General features: G+C 60.2%; 19 protein-coding genes and 2 pseudogenes. 11 read left to right on the forward strand and 10 right to left on the reverse strand.

Annotated features, from left to right (window positions below):
- Positions 1-39: 39 nt before the first annotated feature.
- Positions 40-405 carry a hypothetical protein gene (locus ACL58G_RS22105; protein ID WP_440963188.1) on the reverse strand — a complete coding sequence of 122 codons (366 nt, stop codon included), beginning with the start codon at positions 403-405 and terminating at the stop codon, positions 40-42.
- A 300-nt stretch (positions 406-705) separates the two neighbouring features.
- Here ACL58G_RS22105 and ACL58G_RS22110 point away from each other — a divergent pair, with 300 nt between their 5' ends.
- From ACL58G_RS22110 to ACL58G_RS22130, 5 genes are read left to right on the forward strand one after another with little or no spacing between them, the layout of a single operon-like run.
- The gene (locus ACL58G_RS22110) at positions 706-1,791 is read left to right on the forward strand and encodes an AAA family ATPase (RefSeq protein WP_440963189.1); all 1,086 of its coding nucleotides are present in this window, start codon (positions 706-708) and stop codon (positions 1,789-1,791) included.
- Positions 1,792-1,797: 6 nt separating this feature from the next.
- Complete coding sequence (locus tag ACL58G_RS22115; protein WP_440963190.1) at positions 1,798-3,834, forward strand: S8 family peptidase; 2,037 nt, start codon at positions 1,798-1,800, stop codon at positions 3,832-3,834.
- 39 nt (positions 3,835-3,873) lie between these two features.
- Positions 3,874-4,953, forward strand: coding sequence for an IS21 family transposase (gene istA / locus ACL58G_RS22120; RefSeq protein ID WP_440962794.1), 1,080 nt, complete (start codon positions 3,874-3,876; stop codon positions 4,951-4,953).
- Positions 4,950-5,735 (forward strand): IS21-like element helper ATPase IstB, encoded by a 786-nt coding sequence (istB, locus tag ACL58G_RS22125; RefSeq protein ID WP_413382469.1) that lies wholly within the window; start codon positions 4,950-4,952, stop codon positions 5,733-5,735. Before istA ends, istB begins: the two co-directional genes overlap by 4 nt.
- A 9-nt stretch (positions 5,736-5,744) precedes the next feature.
- Positions 5,745-6,053, forward strand: coding sequence for a hypothetical protein (locus ACL58G_RS22130; RefSeq protein ID WP_440963191.1), 309 nt, complete (start codon positions 5,745-5,747; stop codon positions 6,051-6,053).
- Between the two features lie 17 nt (positions 6,054-6,070).
- Here ACL58G_RS22130 and ACL58G_RS22135 read toward each other — a convergent pair whose 3' ends face one another.
- Positions 6,071-6,337, reverse strand: a complete 267-nt coding sequence (locus ACL58G_RS22135; RefSeq protein WP_440968189.1) for a hypothetical protein — start codon at positions 6,335-6,337, stop codon at positions 6,071-6,073.
- Between ACL58G_RS22135 and ACL58G_RS22140 the strand changes: the two are divergent.
- Positions 6,338-6,979, forward strand: a pseudogene (locus tag ACL58G_RS22140) (IS66 family transposase).
- A gap of 112 nt (positions 6,980-7,091) precedes the next feature.
- Here the strand turns inward: ACL58G_RS22140 and ACL58G_RS22145 are convergent.
- The 4 genes from ACL58G_RS22145 to ACL58G_RS22160 all read right to left on the reverse strand — a co-directional run bounded on the left by ACL58G_RS22145 (position 7,092) and on the right by ACL58G_RS22160 (position 10,395).
- Positions 7,092-7,730: a hypothetical protein gene (locus ACL58G_RS22145; protein ID WP_440963192.1), complete on the reverse strand. Its 639-nt coding sequence runs from the start codon at positions 7,728-7,730 to the stop codon at positions 7,092-7,094.
- Between the two features lie 539 nt (positions 7,731-8,269).
- Positions 8,270-8,623: an HAD domain-containing protein gene (locus ACL58G_RS22150; RefSeq protein ID WP_440963193.1), complete on the reverse strand. Its 354-nt coding sequence runs from the start codon at positions 8,621-8,623 to the stop codon at positions 8,270-8,272.
- Between the two features lie 284 nt (positions 8,624-8,907).
- Positions 8,908-9,195 carry an antitoxin Xre/MbcA/ParS toxin-binding domain-containing protein gene (locus tag ACL58G_RS22155; RefSeq protein ID WP_440968091.1) on the reverse strand — a complete coding sequence of 96 codons (288 nt, stop codon included), beginning with the start codon at positions 9,193-9,195 and terminating at the stop codon, positions 8,908-8,910.
- A gap of 678 nt (positions 9,196-9,873) precedes the next feature.
- Positions 9,874-10,395: a hypothetical protein gene (locus ACL58G_RS22160; protein ID WP_440963194.1), complete on the reverse strand. Its 522-nt coding sequence runs from the start codon at positions 10,393-10,395 to the stop codon at positions 9,874-9,876.
- 107 nt (positions 10,396-10,502) lie between these two features.
- Between ACL58G_RS22160 and ACL58G_RS22165 the strand changes: the two genes are divergently transcribed.
- The 3 genes and pseudogenes from ACL58G_RS22165 to ACL58G_RS22175 all read left to right on the forward strand — a co-directional run bounded on the left by ACL58G_RS22165 (position 10,503) and on the right by ACL58G_RS22175 (position 11,906).
- A complete protein-coding gene (locus ACL58G_RS22165; protein WP_440968093.1) occupies positions 10,503-10,835 on the forward strand; it encodes a helix-turn-helix domain-containing protein in 333 nt (110 codons plus the stop codon).
- Between the two features lie 295 nt (positions 10,836-11,130).
- A pseudogene (gene thyA / locus ACL58G_RS22170) lies at positions 11,131-11,403 on the forward strand (thymidylate synthase); the annotation flags it as partial.
- A gap of 14 nt (positions 11,404-11,417) precedes the next feature.
- Positions 11,418-11,906 carry a dihydrofolate reductase gene (locus ACL58G_RS22175; protein ID WP_413388418.1) on the forward strand — a complete coding sequence of 163 codons (489 nt, stop codon included), beginning with the start codon at positions 11,418-11,420 and terminating at the stop codon, positions 11,904-11,906.
- Between the two features lie 42 nt (positions 11,907-11,948).
- Here the strand turns inward: ACL58G_RS22175 and ACL58G_RS22180 are convergent, their stop codons facing one another.
- Complete coding sequence (locus ACL58G_RS22180) at positions 11,949-12,446, reverse strand: hypothetical protein (protein WP_413388417.1); 498 nt, start codon at positions 12,444-12,446, stop codon at positions 11,949-11,951.
- Positions 12,447-12,709: 263 nt separating this feature from the next.
- Between ACL58G_RS22180 and ACL58G_RS22185 the strand changes: the two genes are divergently transcribed.
- A complete protein-coding gene (locus tag ACL58G_RS22185; protein ID WP_440963195.1) occupies positions 12,710-14,965 on the forward strand; it encodes an Orn/Lys/Arg decarboxylase N-terminal domain-containing protein in 2,256 nt (751 codons plus the stop codon).
- A 144-nt stretch (positions 14,966-15,109) separates the two neighbouring features.
- On the opposite strand, the gene dcd is transcribed toward ACL58G_RS22185, so the two are convergent.
- The 3 genes from dcd to ACL58G_RS22200 form a co-directional block, all read right to left on the reverse strand.
- Positions 15,110-15,676 carry a dCTP deaminase gene (dcd, locus tag ACL58G_RS22190; RefSeq protein ID WP_056131857.1) on the reverse strand — a complete coding sequence of 189 codons (567 nt, stop codon included), beginning with the start codon at positions 15,674-15,676 and terminating at the stop codon, positions 15,110-15,112.
- Positions 15,677-15,720: 44 nt separating this feature from the next.
- The gene (locus ACL58G_RS22195) at positions 15,721-16,557 is read right to left on the reverse strand and encodes an alpha/beta fold hydrolase (protein ID WP_440963196.1); all 837 of its coding nucleotides are present in this window, start codon (positions 16,555-16,557) and stop codon (positions 15,721-15,723) included.
- A gap of 83 nt (positions 16,558-16,640) precedes the next feature.
- Complete coding sequence (locus ACL58G_RS22200) at positions 16,641-17,120, reverse strand: Spy/CpxP family protein refolding chaperone (protein WP_440963197.1); 480 nt, start codon at positions 17,118-17,120, stop codon at positions 16,641-16,643.
- Between the two features lie 135 nt (positions 17,121-17,255).
- Between ACL58G_RS22200 and ACL58G_RS22205 the strand changes: the two genes are divergently transcribed.
- Positions 17,256-17,942 carry a response regulator gene (locus tag ACL58G_RS22205; protein WP_440963198.1) on the forward strand — a complete coding sequence of 229 codons (687 nt, stop codon included), beginning with the start codon at positions 17,256-17,258 and terminating at the stop codon, positions 17,940-17,942.
- The last annotated feature ends 1 nt before the right edge of the window (position 17,943 follow it).

Consider the following 17,943-nt stretch of genomic DNA (forward strand, 5'->3'; position numbering starts at 1 on the left):
GTACTTAACGCGGCGGAACGATGACTCGGCAACTGAAGGCTATAGACGGAAACAGCAGTGGCGTATCGCTATCGGTGGCGACGTGCCGGAGGCGTGCAGGAAGACTAAAGGAGGTGTCGGCATCGCGCCCCTGTCCTCTGGCCACAGAAGGGACAGCGCAAACCCAGCCGCGACGAAAGGCATCACCGAAGGACTAGCCGGCTTCTCGAGCGAGACGGTCTGCTTGTGCGTGTCCGCGTAGCACAGCGTGGGGCTTTGCTTGTCGGCCTCCGGGCAATTTGCCATCGGCTGGCCGGAACTGTCCAGCATCGGCATGCTTTGGGCTGGCGTCAGATTTGGACAGGCGTAGGCCGCCAGGGCCACCTGCATGAACAGGAGGCTCAACAGCGCGACAAGGGCGCTCACGAGGCGGATTCGGCGGGGATAGCGCATTGGACGATAACAGGTTCGTCACATTATATGAGTGCAATCGGGGTTGTGCTAGCGGGCGCTGCAAGGTGTCCAAACAACGTCACTAGCAACTGCGCTCTCCGTAGACATTATTCCCATAATGTCTGGAAAATACAGGCGCAGTGTAAGCGCATCGTTTGGCCTGTACTGCGCCAGGCCCTCAGCAATAAGTGTGGCTCAAGTGGTAAAGTTCGGTTAAAATCAACCATACGGAATTTACCAGTAATGCTATCTCATTGTTTCCAAAGGATCGTCGTGGAAAGCTTCCCGCGAAAAGAACTCGTTAATATTGTGCAGTCCGGCATGACCGGCTCGCGTAGCGCCTTCGCGCTCGCCGTCGGCCGGTTCGCGAGCAAGCTGAAACAGACAGACATGGCCCTGGCGCAGGAAATTGCACAGTTTCTCTCGTCCGAGAACGTCATGCGCGGCGCAGGCGACTTCGTGCCGGCACCTGTCGACGCGGACTCGCGCATGGAGCTGGTCGAGACCGTCTATCCGGTCGTCGTGCCGAAAAGACCGGTCTTCAACGGTACCGTGCAGGACGTGCTTGACGATGTACTCAAGGAATGGCGCAGCCTCGACGTGCTCATCCAGGAAGGACTCGCTCCTGCGCGTATGCTGCTGTTTTGTGGCCAGCCTGGCGTCGGCAAGACCCTGGCCGCGTACTGGCTCGCCCAGGAACTCAAACTTCCCCTGCTTACCCTTAATCTTGCGACCGTCATGAGCAGCTTCCTGGGCAAGACCGGGAACAACGTGCGCGCAGTGTTCGATCACGCCATGTCCAGGCCGTGTGTCCTGCTGCTCGATGAATTCGACGCCATTGCCAAGCGCCGCGACGACGACAGCGATGTGGGCGAATTGAAACGGCTGGTCAACGTCCTGCTGCAGGCGCTGGACGACTGGCCGGCCAACGCCCTGCTGATCGCTGCCACTAACCATGGAGAATTGCTCGATCCCGCCGTCTGGCGCCGGTTCGACCACGTCATCCAGTTCGCGCCGCCCTCCGTTGAGCTTATCGAAACCTACCTGGCAGACCTGGCCATGGAAGAGAAGATTCGCAAGAACTTGGCTGCGCTGCTACACGGGGAATCGTTCAGCGGTATCGGCCAGATCGTAAACGCTTCGCGCAAGACCGCGCTGCTGGAGAAAGTCGAGCTCGTGCCCACACTGGTCAAGAACGCCGTTAGGTTGCGACTAAGTAAAGGAGATATGGCAAAGCCCCATGAGGGCGAGATGTTGCTCATGTACTTGGCTGGTCACTCGCGCAGGGAAATTGCCACAAGCCTGGGCAAGACCCATCCAACAGTCAGCAGTGTCATCAAACGTTACCTCGGGGAGTAATCAGGAATGGCGGCAACGAACATCATCTTGGGCTATGGCGAAACACTGACGCATCCATTCAAACTCGATCGCGGCTCGGGTGACAAGAAATACCCGTATCAAATCGCAGAGCAGCGCGAGTCGCTCGGCAAGCAACTCGGAAGGCTCCTAGAGGGGCAGCAGTCCCAGCCAGCCATCGTCAAGCCGCGCGGCGAGTCCGTTGCCAAGTTCACACTCCATCCTGCCTTCCTGGCCAAGACGCATCACCCGAACGGTCTACTCAAGGCGAGCGGCCTGCGCTGCGTTGGCAGCCGGTCGGCCTATGTCGTGCCGCGCAAGGTTGCCAGCACCCGCCAGAAGAGTGGTGAGTCGCTCTTTACGGCTGCGCTGTACGTGGCGGGCCCGGATGAGGCCTTCCGGCGCCTGACCGACATGCTGTTTTCGACCAAGATCGCACAAACGCACCAGAAGGCGTTCTGCCGCTTTGAACTGATGCAGTTATTTGCAGCCTCCGACAAGAATTTCGTTGACGAGGGTACCCTGAACCAGCCGACACTTGAGGTTGTGCTCCATGCGTCGGCGCAGGATGACGATATCGTCAAGGCGTTTGCCCGCTACGCCGAATCGCTCGGCGGAGTGGCTGACATCGCGCGTGCGTTAAATGTTTCTGGCCTGACCTTTGTGCCGGTACGCCTGCCGGCGGCGAAAGCGCATGGCCTGTCCGCCTTCCAGTTCGTCCGCGCCGTGCGGGTGATGCCATCGCTACGCATCGGCGGCAGGGAGATGCGCACCTCGAGTATCGCGGCCCCTGCCTTGCCTGCCCTGTCGGCGATCGACACTTCGCTCAAGGTGGCAGTTTTTGATGGCGGGATAGGCCACTCCGACCTAAGTGCCTGGGTTCAGGAGACGGTGATGCCGGGTGCAGAGTCGACATCCGCAGCGTACTTGCATCACGGGAATGGCGTAACCAGTTCAGTCCTGTTCGGGCCGATCGATGAGGCGGCGAAAACGTTCCCCCGCCCTTACGCGAATGTGCACCACTACCGCTGCATCAGCCCTGCGTTGGCGACGCCCGACGGGATTCCTGACGCAGATCTGTACGACGTGCTTAAACATATCGATAACGTCCTCAAACGTGAGCAGCCGGAGTTCGTTAACTTGAGCATCGGGCCATACATGCCCATGAACGATGATGAAGTCCATCCCTGGACTGCCTTGATCGACAGCCACCTTGCCTCGGGGAAGACCTTCGCCGCTGTCGCGGTAGGCAATGACGGCGAAAAGGAATGGCCCGAATCGCGCGTCCAGCCCCCTTCCGATATGGTCAACGCTCTGGCGGTGGGCGCGTGCGACGTTACCGCATCAGGCTGGGACCGCGCCCCATACAGCTCGCACGGCCCAGGACGGAGCCCGGGCATGGTCAAGCCGGACGGTGTCGGATTCGGAGGATCGGAAAAGCAGCCGTTCGTCGTCTACAATGCGCTCACGGGGCAATACGCCCACACGAGCGGCACGAGCTTTAGCTCGCCGGCGACCCTACGGACGGCCATTGGCGTGAAGGTGTCCCTCAACTCGCCACTCAGCCTCCTCGCGGTGCGGGCGTTGATGTCGCACCACGCGACGCGACCTAAAGCCATGCTAATGAGTCACGTTGGCCATGGCCGCTTCCCTCAGAGTGTCGACGAGGTGCTGACCTGCGACGACAATGAAGTACGGGTCATCTACCAAGGCACCTTGCAGGCGGGGCAAAACCTCCGCGCCCTGATTCCCTTCCCGACCCTGCCCCTGAATGGCAGGGTGACGCTACGCGCCACGCTGTGTTTCGCCAGCCACACCGACCCGGAACATGCGGTGAACTATACCCGCGCCGGCTTGACAGTCATGCTGCGTCCGAAAAAATCGCAGAAAAAGACGGTCACGTTCTTCTCCTCGTCGAAAATGTACACAAGCGAGCTCGAAGCGCGCATGGACGACCAAAAGTGGGAAACGACGCTCAAGCACGAGCAGCGCTTCAACGTTGTCAGCAGCGGTTGTAAACTGATACAGGCAGCGATTGAAAACTGATACACCGATTTGAGAAGATGGCCGCTTTGCGGAGCGGCCTTGAAACCCAAAGAGGTGTACGTGGAAGTCAAGCTACTGAAGAAGCATGGGTTGAGCCTTCGGCAGATTGCCGCTGAAGTCGGCTGCGCAGTGAACACGGTGCGCCGGCATCTGGCTCTGGAGGCCGTGCCGAAGTACGAGCGCAAGGTCAAGCGCCAGACGAAGCTGGCGCAATTCGAGCGGTATCTGAGGGATCGGCAGCAGGCCGCCCAGCCCGATACGATTCCAGCCACGGTGCTGTACCGTGAGATCGCAGCGCGCGGCTACGAAGGCGGCATGAGCCAGCTGCGCGCCTTCATGCGCACGCTGCGCCCGACGCCGCCGGTAGATCCGGTGGTGCGTTTCGAGACGGCGATGGGCGAGCAGCTGCAGGTGGACTGGGTCGAGTTCCGCAAGGGCAGCGCGCCGCTGTATGCATTTTGCGCCACGCTCGGCTTTAGCCGGGCCAGCTATGTGGAGTTCGTCAGCAACATGAAGGTGGAAACCCTGATCGCTTGCCACGAGCGCGCTTTCGCTGCCTTCGGTGGCGTGACGCGGCGGGTCCTGTACGACAACATGAAGACGGTGGTACTGGAGCGCGACGCTTACGGCGAAGGCGAGCACCGCTTCCATGCCGGCTTCCTGGACTATGCCAGGCATAGCGGCTTTGTGATCAAGCTGTGCCAGCCGTACCGTGCCAAGACCAAGGGCAAGGTCGAACGCTTCAACGGTTATCTGCGCCGTTCGTTCTACGTGCCGCTGGTGAGCCGGCTGGCGCAGAGCGGCCAGAAGCTTGATGTCGTAACGGCCAACGTGGAAGTGGCTCACTGGTTGCAAGAAGTGGCCAATGCACGCATCCACGGCACCACCGGGGAGCCGCCAGCCGCGGCGTTGAAGCGGGAGTCGGAGCACCTGCAGCCACTGCCAGCACCGTGGCGGGCAGACATTGCGGCAGCCCGGCCGCAACCGGCAGTAACGGCGCCTGCGGCACCACGGCCGGCGGCAGTGGTGGAGCGGATCGCGCAACCTTCTCCGGTACAGCATCCGCTGCAGGTCTACGACGCGCTGCTGATGCGGGTATCGGAAGGAGTGGTGGCATGAATCTGCAGCATGAGCGGATCGCGGCGCTGTGCGAGAGCCTGAACCTGCCGTTCGTGGCGCAGGGCTACAGCGCCGCAACCCAGAAGGCAGCCAAGCAGGGAACGGCCTACAGCGACTTCCTGGAAGGCTTGCTGAGGGAGGAAGTAGCTGGACGCAATGTGCGCAAGCAAAGCACGCTGACCCGGCTGGCCGGATTCCCGGCAGTGAAGACGCTGGATGAGTTCAACTACGACTTTGCCAAGGGCGTCAAACGCAGCCAGGTCGAGGAGTTGGCCGGCCTGGGCTTCGTCGAACGGCATGAAAACGTGGTACTGGTCGGCCCCAGCGGCGTGGGCAAGACGCACTTGGCAATGGCCCTCGGTTACAAGGCCACGCAGGCCGGCATCAAGACGCGCTTCACGACGGCAGCCGACCTGTTGCTGGCGTTGACGACGGCGCACACGCAGAACAATCTGAAGGCGGTGATGCACCGCGCGATCAAGGCATATCGGCTCCTGATCATCGACGAGATCGGCTACTTGCCGATGAACCGGGAACAGGCCAATTTGTTCTTCCAGGTGATCGCGGCCATGTACGAGCGCAGCAGCCTGGTCGTGACCAGCAACCTGCCGTTCGGGCAATGGGACACGACCTTCGCGCAGGACACGACGCTGACTGCGGCCCTGCTCGACCGGTTGCTGCACCATGCGCATATCGTGCCGATTGCAGGGGAAAGCTATCGCTTGAAACACCAGCGACAGGCCGGAATGATGAGGGGGAACGACGTTGCAGAACTGGGCTGAACACGGACGGTGTTCGGCGACGGCGGTGTATCAGTTTTAAATCGCTGGCATGACGAAATCTGTATCAGTTTTCAATCGCCGTTGACAAACGTCGACACACTGGACGACCCCTTGTTCGATATTACTTATGGCGCCCGCGAAGACGGGCAAAGCGTCGATAACGAAACCCTGCCACCGCTTCCCTACGCCATGGTTGTGACGATTTCGGCCGAAGACACGCCAGGCGTCTATAACAATATCAGGCAACGCTACCAGACGCTCCAGCCCGTCGAGGTCCGTCAGGAGGTGCGGATCCAGAGCGGCACCGGTCGGCCGTGACGCGCACGCGGCCTTTGTCAGCGCAATGCACCGCCAATGCTGCCAAAGGCTTGCCCACCTCGCTGCCACGCCGCAAAATCCATCACGAGCCGGCATCGACCACGTGCAGTTGCGGCTGCCAGTGGCAGCGCATCGCCAAGAAGCTCGACTAAAAGCTGGGCGCGTTTGCCGTCGAACGTCATGTGCGCGGCAAATGGGTGTGCAAGCAGTGTCAGACGCTGGTGCAGGCGCCCGCGCCGCACGTCATCGACAAGGGTATCCCGCCCACCGGCCTGCTGGCTCATGTGCTTGTAGACAAGTATTCGGACTATCTCCGGCTGTACCGGGAGTCAAGTACCTTCGGACGCGCCGGCCTGGCGACCGCGCATCCCACGCTAGCCCACTGAGTTGGCAGCTGCGGCGTTGAACTGCAACCGCTCGTCAATGCGTTGCGGGATGTACTGCTGTGCGAGACAGTACTGCATGCTGACGAGACGCCGGTATCGATGCACGAACCCGGCAACGGCAAGGCGCACTGAGCCTATCTGTGGAGCTACTGCAGTACCAGCCTGAGCACGACGCAGGCGATGGCGTTTGACTTTGCTGAGGCACGCGCCGGAGAGTACGCCTGCAGCCGCCTAGAAGACAGGCGCGGGACTTTGGTCCGCGACCACTACAGCGACCACAAAGCCCTGTTTAGTGCATGCGTGACTGAAACCGGCTGTATGGCCCACGCACGTCGAAAATTCCACGAACTCTATGCCAGCAACCAAAGCCAGATCGCCGAGGAGGCGCTCAAGCTGTTTGGCCTGCTGTACGACATCAAGCGCACGCCTTGGGCCTGGACACCGACCAGCGGCATCAACTCCGACAACAGACGAAATCAATTAAGTATCTGTCGCTTGCTGTCTCGACGTCATAGGGACTGCTATGGCATCCTGAGATAGACTCGCTCAAGCTGAGCCATCATGGACCGCCAGCGATTGCCCCATACCCTGCAACCAACCCGGCCTTCTCGACAAGAAGGGCTAGTTCGGCTTCGGGGAGGTAATCGAAAAGTCATGCCACGTATGTTCCTCTTTGATTACGTGCGGCTTTGATGACGTCATTAGAACGATCTAATGCGTCTTTCGGCGCCATCGGCACGGCCTCGCTATCTACTTCATTCGCGATCCAGCTATTAGGAAAGTGGAACCATTTCGCGAGCGACCAGCTATCCGCGCATTCGCCGTATGCCTTCAATATCTTTCTGACGACGGGCAGAGGTTGAAACATCACGTTGAATTGGTAACGACGAAAATATTCTTTTCCATCATATGAAACACTGAAAATACGCCCGCTGCGCTTCCAATCAATCGCTGGCAGCGACTTTTTTGCTGGCGGCCTTCGCTGCAGCGTGTTTATATCTTCTGCTGTCAACCAGTCGCCTTCTTCGAACTCTTTTTTTACTGAACGCATCTGACAATTAATACGCTCTTCAAGCATGATGCCGCCCAGACGAACTTGGGTGACAACTAACCGTGCCAAGTTATACGCAGATTCGGAGATATCTTCAAGAGCAGAGCTTCCTGCAAGTATCTGGACGGCTTCCGCTATGCCCTTTTCCAGCGGTTCTGTAATGCCTAACGGAAGGTGTCGCGGAACTTTGACCGTCAAGCCAAGCACCACCATATCCTCTTCCCTCCACAGAGCGCTCATCGATTCCTCGCTTTTTAACTTTCTAAATTGGTGGTTTGCACTAAACTTGCCACTACCATACCAACCCACCGCGAAAAGATTTGTACACGACCTGCTAAGGTGAGAACGTATAAGCTAGCTGTCGATATACGACACTTGTGTGCACTACAAGCGCGACTTCGTGACTGTGCAGGAGCCGGAGTCTGCCTCCAGCTCAACAGTTACTACCGTAAGGCTCGTCATGCAAGAACGGGGCTAGAATTACCAGGGCGACCCTACGTCACCGCTATCTTCAACGCGGCATGGGTCGCCTGGTTGAGGCGGGTATACTACTCGCCAAGCCGGCTCATTAGCGTCGCGCTTATAGCTGCTGGCCCCTACGTAGTAGCTCGAGTGCTGCTGACAGTTCGTCCACCACGCCAGGCTGTGCAAGGCCCTGCCAAGAATCCGTTGGTGCTATAACCAGATGACGCCGGTCCGCGGGCCAACCCTCGATGTCATCGTCCAGTGCTAGCCAGCGCTCGCCCCCCCCCCGTTCTTCGGCATCGACGGTAATGGCGTCATGTCTCCGCTGCGGGGGGGAACCGCAGCATCGAACCCTGCCAGATTGTCCCTACTACTCGCGCGCGCAGCGCCGGTGGCAGCTGCTGCACAGCAAATTCGTAGCCCAGTATTCGCACCCAACTGGTCGCTAGCGATATACGGACCTCTGGAAATGCCTCCAAAATACATGCTAAAAGTGGTGCATTCTCGAAGAGAAGGCGATCCGTCGGCCGCCCATTTTGATATATCCGCGGCCGTAACGGCTCAGCCTTAGTAATCCGTACATCAGATGGGTGCAGAACGCCATCATAATCGAGATAGAGTATAGGGCCCATACAAAATAATCTACGCCTGCGAGAGCGAAAACACATACAACTCTCTACAGCATATTAAACTCCGGCCTCGATTTCGTTTAGACCCACTAAACCGTAAGTTCAAATCCATTTATCGCCAGCGGCTTGCCGCGACGATTACCGTGCTGCCGGAGCGCGTGGACCTCAAGGGACAGTGCGGCCAAAGCGTCAGTGCTCGGCTGCGCTCACGATAATGGACGAGCGCAGACTGGTTAACGCTATCCCAATCCATTAAAAACGCAAGCATAAGCGTACCGATTGTCGTCAATAAATTGATGATAACGGCCGAGAGTACATATACGCTAAGTGTACACGCAGTATTCCATTCTCAACAAATGCTCTCTTACCAACTGTACCTCACCAGCCTGTACTAAATCAGCTGGCCGCATTCCGTTGAAGGCGAGCGCTGGCTTGGTAAACCAGTCCCAAGCGGCTGAATAGTCATTTCCAAACACACGAAAAACATAGGGCGAGATGGCATTCCATATCTTTAGATTCCCGCCGAAGATTACATAAGTTTTTCGTACGTTGTAACGGATGGCGCGGTTAAGATGAAAATACCGCCGCCTCTTACGATTTCTTGTATTCATACTCTGGAACCTGGCTGCTATTGCGAAATAGTTGAATACCGGCAGGCGGGGTACTACACGGACGCCGACATGGGAACTGACCAATTTAGGATATCTCCCATGCGCCGAACAATCCACTTTGCTTCGCTCAATGTCATCCAAGATTTACTCAATATGTCCAAGTACCATTGGAGCATCTCGGATTCGGTCCGACGCGTCAACTTGTCGGCCTTATCTCGCTTGGCTTCAGAAGCGAGCTCTTGCGCAATCTCTTCACAGCCTATCCAACGCTCATACACCTCAGGAGGCGTAGACCCCGCAGGGTAGAAGGTACCTTTGTACTGCACTACAAGGATTTTCAGCTGAGTACCCGGAACCGCGCCGGTCGAGACGCCACGAGGAAAATCTGACGGAACTTTCGCATACTCGCTTTCGTCATATTCGGTCATAGCACGATCCCATTTTCACGTTTGACAAACACTCCGACTGCTGGGGATAGGAGCGGAAATGTAAAACGATCTTTCTACCGCATCTACCTTCGCCTCAAACCGCGAAGCTTACGAGCCTAAGTACAATAAAAAAACCATAAGTACCGATCCGACACCACGGGTCTCCGTCACTTAGAGCGACCTCCATGCCACACAACTTTAGTTTAATAGCATGCACGTTTACGCTTGCACAACTTAAATGCTGACGTCCTTAGAAACCCGGGTCAAATTCCTTTACCTCCGACCAAACACAGCGCGGAGCAACGATATCTTCCCCACTTACCTCAAGGAAATCATCTTTCTCGACTGACCCGTCGGCCGCTACAAAAATTCGCGCAAACCCGCCTTCGGCTACGGCCCCTTCCAAAATCTTAACAACTCGCTTTAACTGGAAATTTCCTCTACCATCTCGTCGCGTTTGAACATGAATCCGGAAATCAGAAATTTTCTCGCAAAGACAGAAATCAAAAATGTCCTCAACCTTATCGAATATGAAGCGCTGCTGCGGACCATACCCCCCCACAGGGGAAATATCTAAATGAAATATTTGCGAATTCAGCGGCACTTCAAAAAACCGATATCTGCGTAAGCCCGGCTGTTGAAACATCTGGCGTATCACTTCTAAACGATCGCTGTCTTCCCAGTTGTCGTAAGCATGGAACACTTGTAATACCTTCCAATATAAAGAGCCCGGCTGCGCATAGCGCGGCAAACCAGAGGAAGTACCGCTCACTGGCGCGCAAGCGCAGCGCTGTAGTAACGTTTGTAGACTATACACTACATTTAAATGTAGCGTATAGTACATCGTAAGAACCGTGGTCCGCGGGCATCATGCCAGCCATGACCTCGACACCCGAAAAAAATACCGAACACAGGGATCCGGTGTGCACGGCTGTTGGCAGGACGTTGAAGCGTCTACGAATCTCCTCAAAAATGAGTCAAGAGGGTCTTGCGTTCGCAGCGGAGGTCGACCGGGTTTTTGTCTCCAAGATTGAGCGTGGGATTGCGAACCCATCTCTTTTGACGCTAACTAGTCTATGTTTAGCGCTCGGCGTGACACTTCCGGATCTTCTCAAGGACGTAGATCTCTCATCAGTTTCGCGCAACGGACAGCGCCGACGGGCGAACTCAGCACAACCTGTTCTAAAAGCTCAAAAGGGACGTTTAAGGTAACAGACGCACCTGTTGATGGCTTACCATTATGTGTTCAGCAAGAAAATTCGCATTTACCGGCTGTGGATATGTTGGGCGAGCACCCGCCCAACACCGTGGGGATAAGCTATGCACGGGGGTGCACAACATGAACCCGTTGTACACGCCCCGCACACAGCTTACCCCCACTTACCCACAGCAGCCGGTTGGACCTCATGCATCTACAGCGACCACCACTATTGAGGGAGATAGCTTGTCCAAAACCAAAGAGCATCATATGAGTACAGAATCTCTGAGTTATGACAATGTGACCAAACCGTTCAACATCGCGTCGTACGCGCTGCTCACGCACATGATGGCGCAGCAGGCCGGCCTGGACGTCGGCGACTTCGTGTGGACGGGCGGCGACTGCCACCTGTACTCGAACCACATGGAACAGGTCGAGCTGCAGCTGTCGCGCGAGGAGCGTCCGCTGCCCAGGCTGGTCATCCACCGCAAGCCCGACTCGCTGTTCGACTACAAATTCGAAGACTTCGAGATCGTCGGCTACGACCCGCATCCGGCCATCAAGGCGCCGGTCGCCGTGTAAGCAAGGAGGTTCGCATGGCTCATCATCTGTCCCTCGTCGTCGCGATGGATGCCAACCGCGGCATCGGCGTCGACAACCAGCTGCCCTGGCACCTGCCCGAGGACCTCGCGCACTTCAAGCGCGTGACCCTCGGCCACCCGATCATCATGGGCCGCAAGACGTTCGAATCGATCGGCCGTCCGCTGCCGGGCCGCCGCAACATCGTCGTCACGCGCAATACCGGCTGGCGCCACGACGGCGTGGACGTCGTGCATTCGCTAGCCGATGCAGTCGCCCTCGTCGGCAACGATTCGGCCAGCATCATCGGCGGCGCGCAGATCTTCGCGGAGGCGATGCACGTCGCGGACCGGCTGGTCGTCACGCACATCGACAAGGCCTACCGCTGCGACACGTTCTTCCCGGAGATCGACAGCGCGCAGTGGGCCGCCGTGTCGAACGAACCCCTGCACTCGCCGACGGCCGGCGTCGACTACGCCATCGTCACCTACGACAAAGTCAGGTAACACATGTCCGGACACGGGGTGTCACGTACACGGGCCGCACGATCACGCGGTCGAACACGCCGCCCGGCCTCTGGCCACTGAGCGGCGCTCGCGGTAGTGCTTCCTCAGCACCGCGTGGCGGTGGCGGAAGAAGCGCTCGATGATCCAGCCGACGACGGGGCCGGCGAAGCGCGGCGTGAATTCCAGGCGGTCGACGACTTTCGAACCGTCCGGGGACGGCGTGATGATCCGTTCGTGCCGCCAGCTCTTCATCGACAGCAGCGGCGACTGCTCGACGAAGCGGCGCCCCGGCTCCATCTCGGTAAAGGTCAGCCGCGACAGATCGACCGGCACGACGCCGAACAGCAGGAACCGGTAATCGCCCAGCGGCCGCCCGAGGTTGCTGCCGTCGCGCGGGATGTGCGTCATCCCCTCGGGGAAATCGAGCTTCAGGACCGGTCCCATCTCGGTCACGACGCCCTCGACGGACGTGCTCCAGTCCCACAGCTCGGCGGGCGAACGGGGGACGTTGCTTTCCAACTGGACGCGGACGGTGGACATGATGGCCTCGGCTGCAAAAAGAGTCTCCACTCTATGCCCGCCGGGTGCCCGCTTCCGTTAATCCCTTAACGCAGCGGCAGCTCCGTCATCCCCTTTACACAAGAGTGCGCCACAATCTGCCCCGTGTGGCTAACCTATTAAAAATTTTTGCACGGGACCCCGCGATTTCTGCGAAAATCCGCTTCTTCATTTTTCCGGTGCCGTGCCCGGCCGCCTTCCCTCCCGGATAGCGGCGCGCACGGCGCTTCGCTTTGGAGCTGTCCATGAAATTTCGTTTCCCAATCGTCATCATTGACGAGGATTTCCGTTCCGAGAACACCTCCGGTCTCGGCATTCGCGCGCTTGCGGCCGCGATGGAAAAAGAAGGCATGGAAGTGCTCGGCCTGACCAGCTATGGCGACCTGTCGCAGTTCGCCCAGCAGCAGTCGCGCGCTTCCGCCTTCGTACTGTCGATCGACGACGAGGAATTCGGCGGCGGCACCATCGAGGAGACCAATTTCGCATTGAGCGGCCTGCGCGCGTTCGTGCAGGAGATCCGCCACAAGAACTCGGACATCCCGATCTACATCTACGGCGAGACCCGCACGAGCCGCCACATCCCGAACGACATCCTGAAGGAGCTGCACGGCTTCATCCACATGTTCGAGGACACGCCGGAATTCGTCGCGCGCCACATCATCCGTGAAGCGAAAGCCTACCTGGACAGCCTGGCGCCGCCGTTCTTCCGCGCGCTCGTCAACTACGCCAACGACGGTTCGTACTCCTGGCACTGCCCCGGCCACTCGGGCGGCGTCGCGTTCCTGAAATCGCCGATCGGCCAGATGTTCCACCAGTTCTTCGGCGAGAACATGCTGCGCGCCGACGTCTGCAACGCCGTCGAGGAACTGGGCCAGCTGCTGGACCACACCGGCCCCGTCGCGAAGTCGGAGCGCAACGCCGCGCGCATCTACAACGCCGACCACTGCTACTTCGTCACGAACGGCACCTCGACGTCGAACAAGATGGTGTGGCATTCGACCGTGGCGCCGGGCGACATCGTCGTCGTCGACCGCAACTGCCATAAATCGATCCTGCACTCGATCATCATGTGCGGCGCGATCCCCGTGTTCCTGATGCCGACCCGGAACAACCTCGGCATCATCGGCCCGATCCCGCTGGAAGAATTCTCGCCGGAGTCGATCCGCCGGAAGATCGAAGCGAACCCGTTCGCCCGTGAAGCCAAGAACAAGAAGCCGCGCATCCTGACGATCACGCAATCGACGTACGACGGCGTCGTCTACAACGTCGAGACCTTGCGCGAACTGCTGGACGGCGAGATCGACACCTTGCACTTCGACGAAGCCTGGCTGCCGCACGCGACGTTCCACGACTTCTACCGCAACATGCACGCGATCGGCCGCGACCGCCCGCGCGCGAAGCAGTCGATGATCTTCTCGACGCAGTCCACGCACAAGCTGCTGGCGGGCCTGTCGCAGGCGTCGCAGGTGCTGGTGCGCGAATCCGAGACCGTCGCGCTGGATCAGGACGCGTTCAACGAGGCGTACCTGATGCACACGTCGACGTCGCCGCAATATTCGATCATCGCGTCGTGCGACGTCGCCGCCGCGATGATGGAAGCGCCGGGCGGCACCGCTCTCGTCGAGGAATCGATCTACGAAGCGCTGGACTTCCGCCGCGCGATGCAGAAGGTCGACGAGGAGTACGGCGACGACTGGTGGTTCAAGGTGTGGGGCCCGCAGGTCACGAGCGAGGAAGGCATCGGCACGCAGGCCGACTGGATGATCCACGCGGACGACGACTGGCACGGTTTCGGCAGGCTGGCCGAAGGCTTCAACATGCTCGACCCGATCAAGGCGACGGTCGTCACCCCGGGCCTGTCGCTGGACGGCTCGTTCGGCACCTCCGGCATCCCGGCGTCGATCGTCACCAAGTACCTCGCCGAGCACGGCGTGATCATCGAGAAGTGCGGCCTCTACTCGTTCTTCATCATGTTCACGATCGGCATCACGAAAGGCCGCTGGAACACGCTCGTCACCGCCCTGCAGCAGTTCAAGGACGACTACGACCGCAACCAGCCCATGTGGCGCATCATGCCGGAGTTCACGGCCGCGAACCCGCGCTACGAATCGTGGGGCCTGCGCGACCTGTGCCAGCAGATCCACGACTTCTACAAATCGCGCGACGTCGCCCGCCTGACGACCGAGATGTACTTGTCGGACATGATCCCGGCGATGAAGCCGTCGGACGCCTTCGCGAAGATGGCGCACCGCGAGATCGAGCGCGTGGCGATCGAGGAACTGGAAGGCCGCATCACCGCGATCCTGCTGACGCCCTACCCGCCGGGCATCCCGCTCCTGATCCCGGGCGAGCGCTTCAACAAGACGATCGTCGACTACCTGCGCTTCGCACGCGACTTCAACGAGCGGTTCCCGGGCTTCGAGACGGACGTGCATGGTCTCGTCAAGCGCGAGGTCGATGGGAAGCTGGGATACTTCGTCGACTGCGTGAAGCAGGACTGATCGCTGGCGCTCGGTGGGCTCGGGGAGCCCACCCTACGGCAATCGACAAATCGTAGGGTGGGCACCCCGTGCCCACGATGCGGCCGCGTGCCACGAACGCAAAAAGGAGGCCTCGGCCTCCTTGTTTTTTACGTCTTCAACCTGTCAGGCCTTCGGCAGCGTCACGCCGTGCTGGCCCTGGTACTTGCCGCCGCGGTCCTTGTACGAGGTCTCGCAGACCTCGTCGCTCTCGAAGAACAGCACCTGCGCGCAGCCTTCGCCGGCGTAGATCTTGGCCGGCAGCGGCGTCGTGTTCGAAAACTCCAGGGTCACATAGCCTTCCCACTCCGGCTCGAACGGCGTCACGTTGACGATGATGCCGCAGCGCGCATAGGTCGACTTGCCCAGGCAGACGGTCAGCACGTTGCGCGGGATCTTGAAGTACTCGATCGTGCGGGCCAGCGCGAAGGAGTTCGGCGGAATGATGCACACGTCGCTCTTCACGTCGACGAACGAGTTCGAGTCGAAGTTCTTCGGGTCGACGATGGTGCTGTTGATGTTCGTGAACACCTTGAATTCGTCGGCGCAGCGGATGTCGTAGCCGTACGAGGACGTGCCCCACGAAATGATCTTGCGGCCGTCCGTCTCGCGCACCTGTTTCGGCGAGAACGGTTCGATCATGCCGTGTTCTTCCGCCATTCGGCGGATCCATTTGTCGCTCTTGATACTCATCGCTGGGGGTCTTCTCTAAAAAGGGGAATAACAATCCCGCAATTTTACGCGAAAAGCGCCGCCGGACGACCGGCCTTTTTTTCCTCGGACTGCGCCAGCAGCCGCGCGATCATCGCGCGCGTCAGCTGCGCCGTCAGCGCCGGCTTCTCCATCGGATACAGGTGCGTGCCTTCGATTGTGACGAGATTGTCGCCGACCAGCCGGCGCGTCCCGTCCAGGCCAGCCTGGCGCAGCTCCGTGGAATCCGTCCCCGCGATGAAGCCGACGGGCACGGGGAATGGCGCGCGCAGCACCCGGGCCATGTCGTGCGGCAGCGTGCTGTAGATCGCCGCTTCGACGTCGCGGTCGAAGCGGAGTTGCACGCCCTCGGCATGCGGTTTCAGGCCGTGCTCCAGGTAATCGTCGAGGGCACCCGGCGCCCACGCCTGGAACACGGGTTTCGCCATGAAATGCTCGAAGGCGGCCGCGCGCGACGGCCACACGTTGCGCCGCCGCCGGGCGACGTTCCCCGGCGACAGCCGCATGCGCAGTCCGAGCATCTTCGCGAACCGCCACACCCACGCCCGCCAGCCCGCGACGACGGGCGAATCCAGCATCACCACGCAGCGCACCAGGTCCGGCCGCCGGTGCGCCGCCAGCATGCCGACGGCGCCGCCCAGCGAATGGCCGACGAGGATCACCGGCCGGCCGTACCCCTCGAGCTGCGCGATCAGCTCGTCGATCAGCGTGTGCCAGTTGTCGCGCACGGGAAAGCGCGGGTCGTGGCCCAGCATGTCCGTCGTCCGCACGTCGAAATCGCGGCGCAAGTCGTCCAGCAGGCGGCCGTACGAACCGGACGGGTAGCTGTTCCCGTGGGTGAAATGGAGTAAAGGCTTGGACATCGGGAATGGGATGACGCGGCACCGCGTAGTCAAGACAACACCCATTGTAATGTCATTATCTCCGAGTATTTAGAGGGAAACGCCTACGGCCGCTCGCCCCCATCGTGCCCGCGCATGCGGCGCTGGCTCAGCTGCTCGCGCTGCTCCGGCGTCAGAACGGCCTGGATCTGCGCGTCGGTGCGTGCCCGCAGCAGCGCCTGGGCCGCCACCGCCTGGCCGAGGTCGCGCGACAGCGCGCCGGCCCTGGCCTCGTCGAACCGGTCGGCGCGGCCCAGTTCGCGCAGCGCGTCGTGCGCCTTGCGGATCGCCTTGTCGTAGTCGCGGTGCTGCGGCTCCTGGGCGTGCATGATGGCGAACACCTTGTCCTGCTGGGCTTCCGTCAGCTTCAGGCGGTGCAGCGGAACGTGGCCGAAGGGCATGCCCGGGCCCCGCTCGTGGTCGCCGCCGGGACCGCGCTGGCCGGCGGGCGGCGGCGCATCCGGTTCGCCGGTGGCGAAGGCCGGGGTGGCGGCAAGGCAGGCGGCGAGCAGCGCGGCTGCCGCGGAAAGGCTTGTGAATTTCATGTCTGTCATCCTTTTTTGTTCGGAGACGCCATTCTCGATTGTCTCGATGTTAAGGCGTGTTGTCGGCGTGTAAAAGCGCGTAAAGAGCCGGCGGCGGTCGTGGCCGGCACAGTCGCGCTGCGCTAAGATGCGAGCATGAACCAAGTCCTGCTTATCGACGACGACACCGAACTGGTCGGCATGTTTTCCGAATACCTGGAACAGGAAGGCTTTGGCGTCGCCTGCGCCCACGACGGCGAGACGGGCGCGCGCGAAGCGCTGACCGGCCAGTACGCAATCGCCATCCTCGACGTGATGATGCCCCGCATGAACGGCATCGAGACGCTGCGCCGCATCCGCGCCGCCAGCCGCATGCCGATCCTGATGCTGACGGGGCGCGGCGACGACGCCGACCGCATCCTCGGCCTCGAACTGGGCGCCGACGACTACGTCACGAAGCCCTGCACGCCGCGCGAACTGACGGCGCGCGTGCGCGCCATCCTGCGCCGCACGCAAAGCTCGCCCAACGACGGTCCCGGCATCACGCTCACCGTCGGCAAGCTGACGATGCTGCCAGAGCAGCGCCGCGCCATGTGGGACGGCCAGCCGCTGGACCTCACCAGCACCGAATTCAACCTGCTCGAAGTCCTGGCGCGCAACGCCGGCCGCCCGGTCAGCAAGAACGACCTCTCCGAGCAGGGACTGGGCCGCCCGCTGGCCCGCTTCGACCGCAACATCGACGTCCACCTGTCGAGCCTGCGCCATAAACTGGGCACGCTCTCCGACGGGCGTTCCTGCCTGCAGACCGTCTACCGTCTCGGCTACCAGCTGATCCGCGAGTAGC

Source organism: Massilia sp. GER05, from assembly GCF_052056005.1.
In the GTDB taxonomy this organism is placed as follows: domain Bacteria; phylum Pseudomonadota; class Gammaproteobacteria; order Burkholderiales; family Burkholderiaceae_D; genus Telluria; species Telluria orientalis.